Origin of the sequence: Nocardioides bruguierae (assembly GCF_023554635.1) — a bacterium.
GTDB lineage: Bacteria > Actinomycetota > Actinomycetes > Propionibacteriales > Nocardioidaceae > Nocardioides > Nocardioides bruguierae.
The window spans coordinates 13,282-29,421 of sequence record NZ_JAMJPH010000007.1 but is presented as its reverse complement, the minus strand read 5'-3'; the positions used below and the strand labels follow the sequence as shown (position 1 = coordinate 29,421).

Here is a 16,140-nt window from a genome sequence, read left to right as displayed (position 1 = left end):
GTCTCCTCGTGAGCATCGAGCACCACGCACCCTTCGCCGCCCCCCTGCCCCACCGGCACGACCCCGAGCTCCCCGAGATGTGGGTCGTGCGCCACGGCGCGACGGAGTGGAGCAAGAACGGCCGGCACACCTCCACCACCGACCTCCCGCTGCTGCCCGAGGGCGAGGACGGGGCCCGCGCGCTGCGCCAGCGCCTGGCCGAGGTGGAGTTCGCGGAGGTCTGGGCCAGCCCGCGTCAGCGGGCGCGCACCACGGCCGCCCTGGCCGGCTTCGGTGAGCCCGAGGTCGTCGACGACCTGCAGGAGTGGGACTACGGCGACTACGAGGGCCTGACCCGCGCCCAGGTGCACGAGGAGCACGACCCCACCTGGGCCGTGTGGACCCACGGCTGCCCCGGCGGGGAGTCCCCCCGCGACGTCGCCGCCCGCCTCGACCGGGTCGTCGAGCGCGCCCGCGCCGCGCGCGGCCCCGTGCTGGCGTTCGCCCACGGGCACTCGCTGCGCGTGCTGGCGGTCCGCTGGCTCGACCTGCCGGTGGCCGAGGGGCGGCACTTCCACCTCGACACCACCACCGTCTCGATCCTGGGCACCGACCGCGGCCTGCGCGAGGTCCGTCGCTGGAACGCCTGAGCCGGCTGGGGCGGGCCTGTGCGCTCCACCGGCCGCGGCCGTGGGCCGCGCACGACTGTTGACGCGGGGCCGCGGTTCGCCGCACCGTGTGCAGGTGAGTGACGCCAGCTGCCCCCGGTGCCCGGCCCCGGTCGGGACGACGGAGCTCGACGGCGAGACCGCGCACACCTGCCCGACGCACGGCGCGGTGGCGCCGCTGTGGCGCGCGGACGCGCTCGACTACGCGGCCCTCGTGGCCCAGGTCGACCTCTCCGACGAGCAGGCCAGCCTCGTCCCGTGGCCCCTGGGCCCCGGCTGGGCCGTGACGGCCCTGGCCACCGCCGGCAGCCCGCGCACGGTCGCGACCCTCGTCGGGGTCTCCGGCACCTCCGCCATCGACGGCCCGGTCGACGTGCTCGTGGTCCACGAGCGCCCCGGCACGGGCCTCGGCGCCCGCTGCGCCGGCGTGCCCGGGGAACCGGGCCCGGAGGCGTTCGAGGCGCCGCCCCTGGTGCGGCTGCGGGCCGAGCACCGTCAGGTCAACCTGTGGCCGGTCTCCACCGGCAGCACCGACGTGGACGTCCTGCTCGACCTCCCCGGCGTGGAGCCGGACGACGACGGTCAGGACCGCAGCGTCCTCGTCGGCGAGGTCGACGGGCAGTGGCTGTGGCTGGTCGTGCGGCCGGCCTCCGCGGTGCTGATGCTGCGCGAGGGCTGGCACCTGCGCGACCTCACCACGCTGGGCCCGGCCCTGGTGCAGATCGGCTTCGGGGAGACCGGCCAGCCCTGGTGAGCGCTCCCGGCTGACTAGGGTGGGGACGTGCGCATCGACCTCCACACGCATTCGCGGGCCAGCGACGGCACGCAGTCGCCGGAGGAGCTCGTGCGCGCGGCCGCCGCGGCGGGGCTCGACGTGCTCGCGCTCACCGACCACGACACGGCCGACGGGTGGGCGGCGGCCGAGGTGACGGCCCGCGACGTCGGCGTCACGCTCGTGCGGGGCATGGAGATCAGCACCCAGCTCGACGGCTGGGGGGTGCACCTGCTCGCCTACCTGCCCGACCCCACCTACCCGCCGCTGGCCGAGCACCTGCGCCGCGTGCTCGAGGGCCGCTCGGGGCGCACGCCCGCCATCGTGGCCCGGCTCAACGCGCTGGGCATCGACCTCACCGTCGACGACGTGGCCCGGGTCTCCGGCGACGCGGCCGCCTCGGGCCGCCCGCACGTGGCCGACGCGCTCGTGGCCCGCGGCGCGGTGCGCGACCGGGACGAGGCGTTCGCCCGCTACCTCAACGCCGGCCGCCCAGCCCACGTCGACCGGTACGCCGCACCGCTGCGCGAGGTGGTGCGTGACGTGGCCGGTGCCGGCGGGGTCAGCGTCATCGCGCACGTCTGGGGGCGCCGCCGCGTCCAGGAGCCCGGCCCCGACCTGCTCGCCGAGGCCGCGTCGCTCGGCCTCACCGGCCTCGAGGTCGACCACCAGGACCACGCGCCGCAGGTCCGCGCGCGGCTGCGCGACATCGCCCGCGACCTCGACCTCGTCGTCACCGGCTCCAGCGACCACCACGGCACCGGCAAGGTCGACCACGACCTCGGCTGCAACACCACGGACCCCGAGCAGTACGAGCGACTGCTCGCGGCCGCGCAGGCCGCGGCGGCGGCCTCCGGGCGCAGCACGCCCGCCGTCGTCCGCCCCTGAGCGCCCCCCCCTGAGTCGGCCCCAGCCGCCCCTGGTCGCCGTCAGCCCAGGCTGCGCAGGGGGTCGCGGAGGAAGTCGGTGAGGACGTCGGCCCACGTGCGCGGGGCGTCGAGGTGGACGTCGTGGCCGGTGCCGGCGACGGTCACCACCTGGGCCCCGGGCCGCAGGGCGCACATGGTCTCCACCTGGCGGCGGGGCACGGAAGAGTGCTGCCCCAGCACCAGCAGCGTCGGGCAGGAGACCTCGGCCCACTCCTCGACGTTCTCGCGGGCGTGCACGTGCGCGAGCGCGCGGGTGAGGGTGGCGGCGTCCCAGGCGGGACGCAGGCCGTCCGCGTGCTCCTCCAGCCCGGCGGCCCAGACCGCGGCCGTGTGCTCGTTGCCGCCGAAGAACCGGGCGAAGTCCTCGGAGTCGGCGAACGGCACCGGCCAGGAGGCCAGCCAGTCGCCCACGGCCTGCGTCGCCGTGGGGTCACCGCCGCCGAGGCCGGACTCCACCATCACCAGGCTGGAGACCCGCTCGGGCGCCCGCGCCGCCACCAGCATGGCGGTGTGCCCGCCCATCGACTGCCCCACCAGGGAGACGTCGTCGCGGCCCAGGTCGTCGAGCACCGCCAGCACGTCCTCCACGTAGGCCTCGCGGGACACGTCGTCGGGGCGGCGGGTGCTGCCGCCGTGGCCGCGCTGCTCCACGGCGACCGAGCGGAACTCGGGGGAGAGGGCGTCCATGGTCGCCGTCCACTCCCGGGCGTACCCCGCGAGGCCGTGCAGCAGCACCACGGGAGGTGCGTCCGTGGCCTGGTCGAGGAACCAGACCTCGGCGTCCGACCGCTCCACGCGGCCCCAGAGGTCGGGCATGCACCGAGTCTCGCGCGTCGTCAGCGGCGGCCCAAGCCTTGCAGCCGCAGCAGGGCCCGGTCCGGGACGAGTCGGGCCAGCCGCACCAGGGCGCGGTAGCGGCGCGAGGGCACCGAGAGGGCGCGGCCGGCGTCCAGGTCGTCGAGGGCCTCGGCGACCAGGTCGTCGGCGTCGAGCCACATCCAGGCCGGCGCGGAGCCGCGGCCCACGCCCATCCGCTCGTGGAACTCGGTGCGGACGAAGCCGGGGCACAGCGTGGTCACGGTGACCCCGCGGTCGCGGTACTCCGCCGAGGCCCAGGACCCGAACCGGTTCACGTAGGCCTTGGCGGCGCTGTAGGTGCCACGGGGCAGGAACGCCGCCACGGACGAGACGTTGAGCACCGCGCCGTGCCCGCGCGCCGCCATGGCGCCCAGGGCGGCGTGGGAGAGCCGCACGACGGCCACCACCAGCACCTCGAGCATCGCGGTCTCGGCCTCGACGTCGTTGTCGCCGAAGCGGCCCTTGAGCCCGAAGCCCGCGTTGTTGACCAGGACGTCGACGGGGCGCTCGGTGGCGGCGAGCCGTGCCTCGACCCGGGCCAGCTGCGCACGGTCGGTCAGGTCGGCGGCCAGCACCTCGACGTCGGTGCCGAAGCGTCGGTCCAGCTCCTCGGCCAGGCTCGCCAGCCGCGCCTCGTCCCGGGCGACGAGGACGAGGTCGTGGCCGCGGGCGGCGAGCTGGACCGCGAAGGAGCGACCGATGCCGGCCGTCGGACCGGTGACCAGGGCGCGGGGGCGGCCGGCCCGTGCCTCGGGACCGGGGTGCGTGTCGGGGGCTGTCACCGGACCAGTCAACCACCGCGCGTCGTCCCGGCCGGACCGCCCACCCGGCCCGTCGGCGCGCGGGTGCACCGCGGCCGTGCCCCGCTGCTGCATAGTGGTCGTGATGACCACGACACTCGCCGTCGCCAACCAGAAGGGCGGCGTCGCCAAGACCACCTCGGTGGCGTCCCTCGGGGCCGCGCTGGCCGAGCTGGGTCACCGCGTCCTGCTCGTGGACCTGGACCCCCAGGCGTGCCTGACGTTCTCGCTGGGCATCGACCCCGAGAACGTGGAGACCTCGATCTACCACGTGCTCACGCAGGGCACCGACGCCGCGGACGTGGTGCTCGAGACCGAGGACGGCGTGGACCTGCTGCCCGCCACGATCGAGCTGGCGCGGGCCGAGGCCGACCTGCTGACCCGGACCGGTCGCGAGCACGTGGTGAAGATGGTCGTCGAGGAGCTCGAGGACGACTACGACTGGGTGCTGCTGGACTGCCCGCCCTCGCTCGGGGTGCTGACGGTCGCCGCCCTCACGGCCGCGCAGGGCGTGCTGGTGCCCCTGCAGTGCGAGACGCTCTCGCACCGCGGCGTCGGGCAGCTGCTCGACACGGTGCACGACGTGCGGCGGTTCACCAACAAGTCGCTGGAGGTCTGGGGTGTGCTGCCGACGCTGTTCGACGGCCGCACCACCCACTCGCGCACCGTGCTCGAGACGATCTCCCAGACCTACTCCCTGGACGTCGTCGAGCCGCCGATCCCCAAGACCATCAAGTTCGCCGAGGCACCGGCTGCCGGTCGCTCGATCCTCGCCACCTCGCGCACCAGCAAGGGTGCCCAGGCCTACCGCGAGGTCGCGGCCAACCTGGTGGAGCGCGCCGCGCGACCCCGCTCGCGCCGCCGCGCGAAGGGCTGAGCCGTGGTCGGTCGCCACACCGCGCCGGTCCGGCCCCGCTGGGGGCGGATCGGGGCCCTCGTCGGCTCGCTGGCCCTCACGCTCGGCGCCGTGCTCGGCGCCGTCGGGGTGCTCGGCAGCACCGAGGAGCCGGCGTCCGCCGAGGTGAGCGTGGCGCTGGACCCGGCTGCCGCGTCGGCCGACCCGTCCTCCGTGGCCAGCCCGTCGGCCAGCCCGTCCGAGGCGTCGGCACCGGCCTCGCAGGCGCCGACGGAGCAGCCCGTGGAGCAGTCCGTGGAGCAGTCCGTGGAGCAGACCGATGAGGGGCCCGAGGAGGAGACCGCGTCCGTCGCGTCCCCCGCGCTCCCGGAGGGCTCCGGCACGGGCCGTCGGGCGGTGTTCTCCGAGTCCGAGCAGCGCGTCTGGATCGTCGGTGGCGCCGGGCGGGTCCGCGCCAGCTACCTGGTCTCCGGCAGCACCCTGGACAACCTCGACCCCGGCACCTACGAGGTGTTCTCGCGCAGCCGCGACGCCACCGGCATCGACGGCTCGACCATGGGCTGGTTCGTCCGCTTCACCCGCGGCCCCTCCGGTGCCGCCATCGGCTTCCACGACCTGCCCTTCTTCGACGGCGAGCGCGTCCAGACGCTCGCCCAGCTCGGCACGCCGCTGTCCCACGGCTGCATCCGGCAGAAGCGCTCGGACGCCCGCGTCATGTGGGACTTCGCGCAGCTCGGGACCACGGTGGTGGTGACCGCGTGAGGCGCGCGGCGCCCGTGCTGGTCGCCGCGACGGCGGTGGTCGGCCTCGCGTCCTGCGGCGTGGTCGACGACCTCGCCGCCGGCGGGGGAGCACCCGACGCCCTGCCCGTGGCGGACGCGCCGCTGGAGCTCGACTCGCTGCCCTACGTGGTCGGCAACACGCTGCACGCGGACGGACGGGAGATCGACCTCGGCGGCCGGGTCACCCAGTTCGTCGTCGGTCCGCGCGGCGTGTACGCGGACACCGACGAGGGCACCGTCTTCACCGACCTCGAGACCGTCACGCCGCTCAACGTCGACGTCAGCCTCTCGCCGCTGGTCCTCGGACCGGAGGGGGAGACGCTGGCCCTGGTGGACTTCTCCTCCCGGGTCGCCTCCGCAGCCGTCTACGACCTCGAGACCGGTGACCTCCTCAACGCCAGCACCCGGGGGATGGGCGACCCCGTCACCGACGACCTGGGCGACCTCTACGAGGAGACCTGGGCCCGGCCCCTCGGGTTCACCGCCGACGCGGTCGTCGTCGAGCCGGCTACCGGCCCCGCCCTCTACCTCCCGCTCGACGGCGGCGCGGCCACCGAGGTGCCGGCGGAGGACCTCACCGAGTCGTGGGCCGACAGCACGATCGTCGACGGCCTCCTGCCGTCCGCCGGCCAGGGCTACGACAGCTTCGACGTGGACCCAGCGACGCTGCCCCCGGTGCTGGTGCGCCGGCACGGCGAGCTCTCCCCGGACCGCACCGCCGCCCTCGTCGACGCCGAGAACCACAGCTGGCGCCCGATCGACGTCGCGAGTGGCACGGCGCTGGACGTCGACCTGCCCGACGGCGCGGACAGGTTCGTGGTGGCGACCTGGACCGACGAGCACACGGTGGTCGGCGGTGCGGCCCTGGGCCGCGGCAGCAGCGCCCGGCTGCGCGGGCAGCAGCGGTTGGTGTCGTGCGTGCTCGAGCCGGGCGGGCGCTGCACGGACCTGGGCAGGACGGTCTCGGGCCTGGCATCGTGGCCGGGACGTCCGTCCACCTGGGGCTGAGGCGGCTCCGGACGACGACGGCCCGTGACCGCGTGTGGCGGTGACGGGCCGTCGGTGCTGCTGGTGAGGGAGAGCCCGCGGGCTCAGCCCTCGGAGGAGCCGCCCTGGCCGGCGCCCTGGCCGCGGCCACGACCGCCGCGACCACGCGAGCGACGGCGACGACGCGGGGCGTCGCCCTCGGAGCCGCCGCTCGGGGCGGAGCCCGCCGGGCCCGAGGACGAGGAGCCGTCGGCGTTGCTGGAGCCGGTGGTGATGGTCGGGCCGCCGGTGCGCTCGGCCTTCGGCGCGCCCTCGGTGGCGACGGTCTCGCCGCCGCGGGAGCGGGTGCGCGTCCGGTTGCGGTCGCGACGGGGGCGCTCGCCGCCCTCGCGGGGCTCGCGCTTCTCGCGCGGCTGGGCCGGCTCGGGCGCCTTGATCCGGCCCTTGGTGCCGGGCTCGATGTCGAGCTCGGTGTAGAGGTGCTCGGAGGTCGAGTAGGTCTCGGCCGGCTCGTCGAACGGCAGGTCGAGGGTCTTGTTGATCATCTTCCAGCGGTGCAGGTCCGCCCAGTCGACGAGCGTGATCGCCGTGCCCGAGGCACCCGCGCGGCCGGTGCGGCCGATGCGGTGGACGTAGGTCTTGTCGTCCTCGGGGCAGGAGTAGTTGATGACGTGGCTGACGCCGCGCACGTCGATGCCGCGGGCGGCGACGTCGGTGCAGACCAGGGCCTGGAGCTTGTCGTCGCGGAAGCGGGTCAGCGCCTTCTCGCGGGCCACCTGGGCCATGTCGCCGTGCAGCGGGCTGGCCTTGAAGCCGCGCTCGACGAGGTCGTCGGCGAGCCGCTGGGCCGCGCGCTTGGTACGGGTGAAGACGATGACCTTCTCGACGTCCTTGGACTGCAGGACGCGGCCCACGATCTCCGGCTTGTCCAGGTCGTGCGCCTGGTAGACGTGCTGCGAGGTGGCGGGCACGGTGGCGTTCTCGTAGGACGCCTCGGCGCGGATGTTCATCGGCGAGCGCATGTGGGTGCGCGCCAGCGCGACGATCGCGGAGGGCATCGTGGCGGAGAACAGCATCGTCTGGCGCGTGGCCGGGGTGAGCTTGAGGAGCTTCTCGACGTCGGGCAGGAAGCCCAGGTCGAGCATCTCGTCGGCCTCGTCCAGCACGAGCGCGCGGACGTGGCCGAGGTCGAGCACCTTGCGGTTGGCCAGGTCGATGAGGCGGCCGGGCGTGCCGACGACGATGTCGACGCCGGACTCGAGGGCCTCGATCTGCGGCTCGTACCCGACGCCGCCGTAGACGGTCAGGACGCGCAGGCCGCGGTCGGCGCTGGCGAGGGTGAGGTCGGAGGAGACCTGGAGGGCGAGCTCGCGGGTCGGCGCCACGACGAGCGCCTGCGGCTTGCCCTGGGGGAGGGCCGCGTAGCCCTCGTCCTCGACGGCGGTGCTGCTCTGGATGACCGGGATGCCGAAGGCGAGGGTCTTGCCGGTGCCCGTGCGGGCCTGGCCGATGAGGTCGGTGCCCTCCAGGGCGACCGAGAGGGTCATCTCCTGGATGGCGAAGGGGCTGGTGATGCCGGCGCGCTCGAGCGCGTCGCAGATCTCGGGCATGACACCGAGGTCGCGGAAGGTGGTCAAGTATTCGTCTGCTTTCGTGCGGCGGCCGGCCGGGGGCGTGGCCGCGGGTTCTCGGATGCGGCCGACCCGGCGGCTCCGTTGGGAGTCCCCTGCACGTCTGCCGCGCACATACCTGCGGCCCTGCGGAGCGCGGCGACCTCGGGAGGTCGTCACGCGGCTCGGGGCCGCCGCGGGCCTGCCGCCGGCGGCCGTCGTGGGCGTCGGCGCGGCGTCCGCGCAGGCCCACCTTACCGATACGCTGCGAGCATGGCTGAATCCGACGTCACACACGCCGAGGTCGAGGGCGAGGACTCGCTGGCCTTCGAGGACCCGGAGTACCGGGAGGCGGTCGTCGACCTGCTGGCCGTCATCGGCTACGGACTCATCTCCGCCTTCGAGCGGCTCGGCGAGGACGCGACCCTCGCCCCGCACCTGGAGGCCAAGGTCCAGCTGGGCCGCATGGCCGCCGGCGAGCTCGGCAAGCTGGGCCGGATCGAGGCCCGGATGGCGGAGCTCGGCTCCGACCCGTTCGAGGCGATGGAGCCGTTCATGGCGGCCGTCGACGCCTTCCACGCCAACACCGCCCCCGCCGACTGGTACGAGGGCCTGGTGAAGGCCTACGTCGGTGACGGCCTGGCCAACGACTTCTACCGCGAGATCGCGGCCTACCTCGACGCCGGCACCCGTAGCCTCGTCATCGGCACCCTCGAGGACGCCGGGTACGCGGCGTTCGCGGTCGCCCAGGTGCGCGGCGCGATCGCGGCCGACCCGCGGCTGGGCGGTCGCCTGGCGCTTTGGGGCCGCCGCCTCATGGGCGAGGCGCTGATCCAGGCGCAGCGGGTGGCCGCCGAGCGGGAGGGCATGTCGTCCCTCCTGGCCGGCGGGATCGACCGGCCGGGCCTCGACCTGGCCGCCCTCGGCCGCATGTTCACCCGCCTCACCGAGCGGCACGCGGAGCGGATGGCCGAGCTCGGCCTCGACTCCTGACCCGGCGCTCGGTCCGGAACGACGACGCCCCGCGTCCTCGACCGTGGTGGTCGGGGACGCGGGGCGTGCGCGCGTCGGGCGTGGGTCAGCTGCGGAAGCCGACGGCACCGACCTGGGTGGAGCCGATCTCCACGTAGGCGATCTTGGCACCGGGGACCGCGATGGTGCGGCCCTTGGTGTCGGTGAGGGTGAGCAGGGTGCCGGCGGCGACGGCGTCCGCCACCTGCTGCTGGACGAACTCCTGCGTCGAGTCGACGTCCACCGCCATCTCGCGGGCGGCCTGCTGGATACCGATCTTGACCTCCACGGGTCCTCCTTCGTCGCGAGGCGGCTGGCGCCTGGATGAGCTCTCGTCCCGAGCCTAGGGCATGTGCCCAGACGGCCGGGGGAGGGCCGCTGGCCGGTGGGGCAGCAGGTGAGCAGCCGGGCCGGCCGCTCAGGCCTGGCCGGGCTCCTCGGTGCGCGGGTAGCCGCCGATGCCGCGCCAGGCGAGGCCGGAGACCAGCGCCGTGGCCTGCTCGCGGCTCAGCTCGCCGCCCTCGACGAGCCAGAAGCGGGCGCTCACCTGGGCCATGCCCACCAGCGAGACGGCCAGCAGCCGGGAGGCCTCGTCGTCCAGGCCGGTGTCGTCGTGGATGACCTCGGCGATGGCCTCGGCGCACTCGCTGGTGACCCGGTCGATCTGGGCGCGGACGGCGGGCTCGCTGGTGAGGTCGGACTCGAAGACGAGGCGGAAGGCGCCGGACTTCTCCGCCACGTAGGAGTAGAAGACGTCCATCGCCGCGGCCACGCGCAGCTTGTTGTCGTCCGTGGCAGCCAGCGCCTGGCGGCAGTTGGCGACGATGGTGTCCGCCGAGGCCTCCAGCAGGGCCTGGTAGAGCTCAAGCTTGCCGGGGAAGTGCTGGTAGAGCACGGGCTTGGAGACGCCGGCGCGCTCGGCGATGTCGTCCATCGCGGCCGCGTGGTAGCCGTTGGTCACGAACACCTCGAGCGCGGACTCCAGCAGCTGGGCCCGCCGCTCCTTGCGGGGGAGGCGTCCTCCGCGGGGGCGGACGTCGGCGTCGGCCGACGAGGCCTGGTACTGGTCTGCGGACACGGGGGTGCTCCTCGGTGCTGGCGTGCGGGTGCGACAGGGGTCCGGCAGTGCGTCGCAGGAACCGTGGGGTGCGATGTTACCTGCCCGTCACTTCACGGCCCGGGCCTTGTCCGGGGCGCGTCGAGGCGGGGTCCGGATGACGGGACGCGGCGGCCCGCCGTCGTCCGGGCCCCCACCATGGTGGGGAACCGGGAACACCACCGGACCGGCCCGCGTTGGGTCGTTCGTCCCATGACGCCGAGCCCGCCCACGCAGGGCACGGCGTGCCCCAGACCGAGGAGCTGAAGTGAGCATCCCTGCACTCGTGGAGCCGGCGGCCGAGCTGACGATCGACGAGGTCCGTCGCTACAGCCGTCACCTGATCATCCCCGACGTCGGCATGACCGGCCAGAAGCGCATGAAGAACGCCAAGGTGCTCGTCATCGGCGCGGGCGGCCTCGGCAGCCCGGCGCTGCTGTACCTGGCCGCGGCCGGCGTCGGCACCATCGGCATCGCCGAGTTCGACGAGGTCGACGAGTCGAACCTGCAGCGCCAGATCATCCACGGCCAGTCCGACGTGGGTAAGTCCAAGGCCGTCTCCGCCAAGGAGTCGATCCTCGAGGCGAACCCCTACGTGAACGTCGTCCTGCACGACGAGCGCCTGGACAACGACAACGTCTACCGCGTGTTCGAGGGCTACGACCTCATCGTCGACGGCACCGACAACTTCGCGACGCGCTACATGGTCAACGACGCCGCGTACTTCCTCGGCATCCCGTACGTGTGGGGCTCGATCTACCGCTTCGACGGCCAGGCCTCCGTGTTCGCGCCCAAGCAGGCCGAGAACGCGCCCTGCTACCGCTGCCTCTACCCCGAGCCGCCGCCGCCGGGCATGGTCCCCTCCTGCGCCGAGGGCGGCGTCCTGGGCGTGCTGTGCGCGTCCATCGGCTCCATCCAGGTCAACGAGGCGATCAAGCTCATCACCGGCATCGGCGACCCCGCCGTCGGCGAGCTGGTCATCTACGACGCCCTCGAGCTGTCGTGGCGCAAGCTCAAGGTCCGCAAGGACCCCAACTGCGCGCTGTGCGGCGAGAACCCGACCGTCACCGGCCTCATCGACTACGAGACCTTCTGCGGTGCGATCTCCGACGAGGCCGCCGACGCCGCCGCCGGCTCCACCATCTCGGTGACCGCGCTGGAGGGCATGCTCAAGGAGCGCGAGGAGGGCACCCGCGACTTCGTCCTCGTCGACGTCCGCGAGCCCAACGAGTACGAGATCAACCAGATCCCCGGCTCCGTGCTGATCCCCAAGGGCGAGTTCCTCAACGGCAACGCGCTCTCCGAGCTGCCCGGCGTCGACTCCGGCAAGCAGGTCGTCCTGCACTGCAAGTCGGGCGTGCGCTCCGCGGAGGCCCTCGCGGTGCTCAAGGGCGCCGGCTACGACGACGCCGTGCACGTCGGCGGCGGCGTGGTCGCCTGGGTGAACCAGATCGACCCCTCGCAGCCCTCCTACTGAGGCGCAGCACCACTACCGGCGAGGCCCGTCCGAGCACTGCTCGGACGGGCCTCGCCGCGTCCCGGGGAGGTTCCCGCGCGGGGTGCGGTGCACCCGAGAGCGTGACCTGCGCCGCACCGGCTCGTTGAGCGCTGCACGAGGGGGCGTGACTCGGAAGCGCCCCCGCGAGCGCAGGAGCGCCTCCATGAGCAGCACCCGCACGACCACCACCACCCGCACCACCGCCGGCACCGGGACCCACCGGACGCAGCGGGCCCTCGGGCTCGCGGCCGCCGCCGTCCTCGCCACCGCCGCCACGGTGGGCGCCGGCCTCGCCGGGGCCCAGGGCGCCGACGCGGCCGAGCCGGTCGCCTGGGCCCCCGCGCAGGACGCCACCATCACCCCCGGCGTGCAGATGTACACCGACGGTGCGCAGTGCACCGCGAACTTCGTCTACACCGACTCCTCGGGGGCGGTCTACGTCGGCTACGCCGCCCACTGCGCCGGGCTGGGGGAGTCGACGGACACCACCGGCTGCGGCACGGGCTCGCTGCCGCTCGGCACGCCCGTGGAGTTCGTCGAGGGCGGGTCGCTGCTCACCGCCGGCACCACCCTCGGCACCGGCACGCTGGCCTACTCCTCCTGGCTGACGATGGACGCCGTCGGCGAGACCGACGAGGACACCTGCGCCTACAACGACCTCGCCCTGGTCGAGGTCGACCCGGCCTTCGTCGACGAGGTGAACCCCTCGGTGCCCTTCTTCGGCGGACCCACGGCGCTGGCCACCGACGGCGTGGACGCCGGCGAGACCGTCTCCAGCTACGGCAACAGCTCCCTGCGGGGCGGGCTGAGCGTCCTCTCGCCCAAGACCGGGCTCGCGCTCTCCAGCACCCCCTCCGGCTGGTCGCACACCGTCTACACCGCGACGCCCGGCATCCCCGGCGACTCCGGGTCCGGGATGCTGGACGCCGACGGCGCCGCGCTGGGCACGCTCTCCACGGTGGCCCTCGCGCCCCTGGCGGGCTCCAACGGCGTGGGCGACCTGGCCCACGAGCTGGCCTACGCGCAGGAGCACTCCGGGATCGACGGGCTCGCGCTGGCGCTGGGCACGGAGCCGTTCGCGCCCCTGCTCTGACGCTTCTCCGGCGCCGACGTGGTGCCGCACCGCTCCACCGTGGGCCTCGCCGTGACCGGCGGGGCCCACGGTCGTTGACCAGGCATGACGCTGCTGCCCCGGGACCGTGCCGCCGCCCTGGTGGCGCCGCTGGTCGTGCTGCTGGCGACCGGGCTCATGGCCCTCTCGCAGGCGGCCCCGAGCGAGGGCGCCCCGGCGCTCGCGGTCGGCACCACCTCGTCCACCACCGCCGAGCACCGGCGGGTGACCGCCTGGGCACCGGCCGGCACGGCCACGATCCACCCCGGCGTCCAGCTCTACACGCGCGGTGCGCAGTGCACGGCGAGCTTCGTGCTCACCGACGCCCGCGGCGGCGTCTACCTGGGCTACGCGGCCCACTGCGCCGCCGGCGGGGAGTCCACCGACCTCGACGGGTGCCGCACCGGCGGCTTCGCCCGCGGGACGCGGGTGCGCGTGGCCACGGGCGGCTCCGTTGTCGACGGCGGCACCACCCTGGCCCGGGGACGGCTGGCCTGGTCGTCCTGGCGCGCGATGCAGCGCGCGGGCACCACGGGCCCGGCCTGCACGGGCAACGACCTCGCCCTGGTGCGGCTGCCCCGCCGCGTCCACGACCTGGTCAACCCGTCGGTGCCCGTGTGGGGCGGCCCCACGGGTCTCGGCGACGGCCTCGCCGCCGGCGAGACCGTCCTCGGCTACGGCGCCTCCTCCCTGCGCGCCGGTGAGAACGTCCTCTCGCCCCGGGCCGGCACCGTGCTCCCGGCGGACGAGTCCGCCCGCGGCTGGACCCACGAGGTCCTCACGCTCACGCCCGGGGTGCCGGGCGACTCCGGCTCGGGTCTGCTCGACGCCCGCGGCCGGGCGGTCGGCACCCTCTCGACCCTGACCCTGCTGCCCGTGCCCGGCAGCAACGGCGTCTCCGACCTGCGGCGCGCGCTCGACTTCGCCCGCCGCCACGGGGCCCCGCGCGGCCTGCGGGTCGCCGTCGGCACGGAACCGTTCACCGGGCCCTCCACGGGCCTCTCCACGGGGCTCACCACGGGGCGGGCCCGCACGTCCTAGGCTCGGGCGCGTGCACCACCCGGAGGACTACGTCGAGGACGTGCTGAGCGCCGTCGAGCAGGTGCCCGCGGGCAGGGTCACCACGTACGGGGCCATCGCGGACGCCGTCGGCCGGTACGGGCCCCGCAGGGTCGGCAACGTGATGGCCGAGCACGGGGGCGCGGTGTGCTGGTGGCGCGTGGTCCGGGCGGACGGCGGCCTCCCACCCAGCCACGGCGAGGAGGCCCGCGCCGCCTACCTGGCCGAGGGCACGCCGCTGCGACCCAGCGGCAAGGTCGACCTCCGGCTCGCCTTCCACCAGCCGCTCGGTACCCCACCGGCGGCACCGTCAGGCATGCCCGGGCAGGGCTGAGACACTCCGGGATAACGGCACGCGGACCGGACCGGACCGGCAGGATGGTGCCGTGAGCACCGCCGCCCGCCTCGCGAGCCTCCTCGCACACGCGAGCGAGGCGCTGCGCAGCGCCTACGAGGAGGTCCCCTGGGCCGACGGGCCCCTCGGCGAGCCCGCGACCTGGCCGGACACGCTGGTGGACTCGCTCTCCGTCGTCCTCGGGACCCGCTTCCCGGCGTCCCTGTGCTGGGGCCCGGACCTCGTGCTCCTCTACAACGAGTCCTACGCGGCGATGATCGGCGCGGCCCACCCCGGCGCGCTCGGCCGGCCCTACGCCGACACGTTCTCGAGCGCCTGGGACGAGGTCGGCCCGCTGGTGCGGCACGCCGCCGAGGGTCGCGGGTCCACCTGGTCCGAGGACGCGCTGGTGCCGCTCCAGCGCGCCGGCTACGTCGAGCACTGCTGGTTCACCTTCTCCTGCTCCCCGGTCCGGGGCGCGGACAGCGGCGTGGCCGGCGTCCTCGTCGTCGCCAGCGAGACCACCGCGACCGTGCTCGCCCGCCGCCGCTCCCAGGCGCTGGCCCGGCTCGACCGCGACCTCGGCGACGTCCGCGACGAGCGCGCGCTGCTGCGTCGGGTGGTCGGCGACCTGCGCGCCCACGCCGGCGAGGACCTGGTCGAGGTCGGCGTCGCGGACGGCCGCGCGCCCGACATCGGCCTCACCATCGACCCGGGCCAGCACGCCGGCGACGACCGGGGCCCACGGGCGCGTATCGACCTGCCGGTGCAGCACCCCAGCGCGGCGCCGCGGCACCTCGTGGTGCGGCTCAACCCGCACCTGCGCTTCGACGACGAGTACCGCACCTTCGTCGCCTCGGTGGCCACGACGGTGGCCCGGGCGCTCGACGTCGTCGTCGTCCGTGACTCCCAGCAGCGTCTCTCCGAGGCGCTCCAGCGCAGCCTGCTGACCCAGCCGCACGTCGAGCCCGAGGTGGACGTGGCGGTGCGCTACGAGCCGGCCGCGCTGGAGTCCGCCGTGGGCGGCGACTGGTACGACGCCTTCAGCCTGCCCGACGGCGCCGTGGCCGTCGTCGTCGGTGACGTGGCCGGCCACGACCAGCACGCCGCCGCGGTGATGGGGCAGCTGCGCAACCTCGTCCGCGGCGTCGCCTACGCCGGCGACGCCTGGCTCCCGAGCCAGGTCCTGGGCGACGTCGACCGCGCCATGGAGGGCCTCGGCGTCCCCGCGCTGGCGACCGCGGTCGTGGGCGTCCTGGAGGAGCAGGGGCCCGACGGCTACCTGCTGCACTGGTGCAACGCGGGCCACCCGCCGCCGGTGCTGCGCCGGGTGGACGGCAGCGTGGAGGTGCTCGACGAGCCCGCCGACGTCCTCCTCGGCGTCGACGGCACGCCCCGCCGCCGCGACCACCGCGCCGTGCTCGCGCCCGGTGACCTCGTGCTGCTCTACACCGACGGGCTCGTGGAGCGACGCGACCGCGGCATCGACGAGGGCGTGACGTGGCTGGCCGAGGCCGTCGCCGCCGGCGCGCACGAGCCCCCGGACGCGCTGTGCACCCGGCTGCTGGGCCTGGTCGACGGCCACGAGGACGACGTGGTGCTGCTCGCCGTCCGTCCGCGCCCGGTCTGAGCCCCGGCCCCGGTCGCCGCTCGACCGCACCCCCGACCACCGCCCGGGCACCACCCGGGCAGGGGTGTGCACAGCCTGTGGATGAAGGTGTGGACGAACCTGTGGGCGACAGCCCCAGGGTGTGGACGACGGCCCCCGAGCTGTGCACTCCGGGCGGCCC

General features: G+C 75.0%; 17 protein-coding genes. 12 read left to right on the top strand and 5 right to left on the bottom strand.

Features of this window, described 5'->3' with window-relative positions:
* Positions 1 to 8 precede the first annotated feature (8 nt).
* From M8316_RS05980 to M8316_RS05970, 3 genes are all read left to right on the top strand, one after another.
* Positions 9 to 629 (top strand): histidine phosphatase family protein, encoded by a 621-nt coding sequence (locus tag M8316_RS05980; protein ID WP_308195970.1) that lies wholly within the window; start codon positions 9 to 11, stop codon positions 627 to 629.
* A 94-nt stretch (positions 630 to 723) separates the two neighbouring features.
* Positions 724 to 1,401: a DUF6758 family protein gene (locus tag M8316_RS05975; RefSeq protein ID WP_250052913.1), complete on the top strand. Its 678-nt coding sequence runs from the start codon at positions 724 to 726 to the stop codon at positions 1,399 to 1,401.
* 27 nt (positions 1,402 to 1,428) lie between these two features.
* Complete coding sequence (locus tag M8316_RS05970) at positions 1,429 to 2,307, top strand: PHP domain-containing protein (protein ID WP_250052912.1); 879 nt, start codon at positions 1,429 to 1,431, stop codon at positions 2,305 to 2,307.
* A gap of 41 nt (positions 2,308 to 2,348) precedes the next feature.
* Here the strand turns inward: M8316_RS05970 and M8316_RS05965 are convergent, their stop codons facing one another.
* On the bottom strand, positions 2,349 to 3,164 hold the full coding sequence (locus tag M8316_RS05965) for an alpha/beta fold hydrolase (RefSeq protein WP_250052911.1): 816 nt from the start codon (positions 3,162 to 3,164) through the stop codon (positions 2,349 to 2,351).
* Between the two features lie 20 nt (positions 3,165 to 3,184).
* Positions 3,185 to 3,988, bottom strand: a complete 804-nt coding sequence (locus M8316_RS05960; RefSeq protein ID WP_250052909.1) for an SDR family NAD(P)-dependent oxidoreductase — start codon at positions 3,986 to 3,988, stop codon at positions 3,185 to 3,187.
* A gap of 103 nt (positions 3,989 to 4,091) precedes the next feature.
* Here M8316_RS05960 and M8316_RS05955 point away from each other — a divergent pair, with 103 nt between their 5' ends.
* The 3 genes from M8316_RS05955 to M8316_RS05945 are packed head-to-tail and all read left to right on the top strand — an operon-like array spanning position 4,092 to position 6,652.
* Positions 4,092 to 4,883, top strand: coding sequence for a ParA family protein (locus M8316_RS05955; RefSeq protein ID WP_250052907.1), 792 nt, complete (start codon positions 4,092 to 4,094; stop codon positions 4,881 to 4,883).
* Positions 4,884 to 4,886: 3 nt separating this feature from the next.
* Positions 4,887 to 5,624: a L,D-transpeptidase gene (locus tag M8316_RS05950; RefSeq protein ID WP_250052905.1), complete on the top strand. Its 738-nt coding sequence runs from the start codon at positions 4,887 to 4,889 to the stop codon at positions 5,622 to 5,624.
* Positions 5,621 to 6,652 (top strand): hypothetical protein, encoded by a 1,032-nt coding sequence (locus M8316_RS05945; RefSeq protein ID WP_250052903.1) that lies wholly within the window; start codon positions 5,621 to 5,623, stop codon positions 6,650 to 6,652. Before M8316_RS05950 ends, M8316_RS05945 begins: the two co-directional genes overlap by 4 nt.
* Positions 6,653 to 6,735: 83 nt before the next feature.
* On the opposite strand, the gene M8316_RS05940 is transcribed toward M8316_RS05945, so the two are convergent.
* Positions 6,736 to 8,268: a DEAD/DEAH box helicase gene (locus M8316_RS05940; protein WP_372490559.1), complete on the bottom strand. Its 1,533-nt coding sequence runs from the start codon at positions 8,266 to 8,268 to the stop codon at positions 6,736 to 6,738.
* A 246-nt stretch (positions 8,269 to 8,514) separates the two neighbouring features.
* Here M8316_RS05940 and M8316_RS05935 point away from each other — a divergent pair, with 246 nt between their 5' ends.
* Positions 8,515 to 9,234: a ferritin-like fold-containing protein gene (locus M8316_RS05935; protein WP_250052901.1), complete on the top strand. Its 720-nt coding sequence runs from the start codon at positions 8,515 to 8,517 to the stop codon at positions 9,232 to 9,234.
* An 85-nt stretch (positions 9,235 to 9,319) separates the two neighbouring features.
* Here the strand turns inward: M8316_RS05935 and M8316_RS05930 are convergent, their stop codons facing one another.
* On the bottom strand, positions 9,320 to 9,541 hold the full coding sequence (locus M8316_RS05930) for a DUF3107 domain-containing protein (RefSeq protein WP_250052899.1): 222 nt from the start codon (positions 9,539 to 9,541) through the stop codon (positions 9,320 to 9,322).
* Between the two features lie 129 nt (positions 9,542 to 9,670).
* On the bottom strand, positions 9,671 to 10,330 hold the full coding sequence (locus M8316_RS05925) for a TetR/AcrR family transcriptional regulator (RefSeq protein ID WP_250052897.1): 660 nt from the start codon (positions 10,328 to 10,330) through the stop codon (positions 9,671 to 9,673).
* A gap of 286 nt (positions 10,331 to 10,616) precedes the next feature.
* Here M8316_RS05925 and moeZ point away from each other — a divergent pair, with 286 nt between their 5' ends.
* The 5 genes from moeZ to M8316_RS05900 all read left to right on the top strand — a co-directional run bounded on the left by moeZ (position 10,617) and on the right by M8316_RS05900 (position 15,980).
* Complete coding sequence (gene moeZ / locus M8316_RS05920; protein WP_250052895.1) at positions 10,617 to 11,825, top strand: adenylyltransferase/sulfurtransferase MoeZ; 1,209 nt, start codon at positions 10,617 to 10,619, stop codon at positions 11,823 to 11,825.
* A 184-nt stretch (positions 11,826 to 12,009) separates the two neighbouring features.
* Entirely contained in the window at positions 12,010 to 12,939 is a 930-nt protein-coding gene (locus M8316_RS05915; RefSeq protein WP_250052893.1) for a S1 family serine peptidase, read from the top strand.
* 84 nt (positions 12,940 to 13,023) lie between these two features.
* Entirely contained in the window at positions 13,024 to 13,998 is a 975-nt protein-coding gene (locus M8316_RS05910) for a S1 family serine peptidase (protein WP_250052891.1), read from the top strand.
* A gap of 10 nt (positions 13,999 to 14,008) precedes the next feature.
* Complete coding sequence (locus M8316_RS05905) at positions 14,009 to 14,350, top strand: MGMT family protein (RefSeq protein WP_250052889.1); 342 nt, start codon at positions 14,009 to 14,011, stop codon at positions 14,348 to 14,350.
* Between the two features lie 52 nt (positions 14,351 to 14,402).
* On the top strand, positions 14,403 to 15,980 hold the full coding sequence (locus M8316_RS05900) for a SpoIIE family protein phosphatase (protein WP_250052887.1): 1,578 nt from the start codon (positions 14,403 to 14,405) through the stop codon (positions 15,978 to 15,980).
* The last annotated feature ends 160 nt before the right edge of the window (positions 15,981 to 16,140 follow it).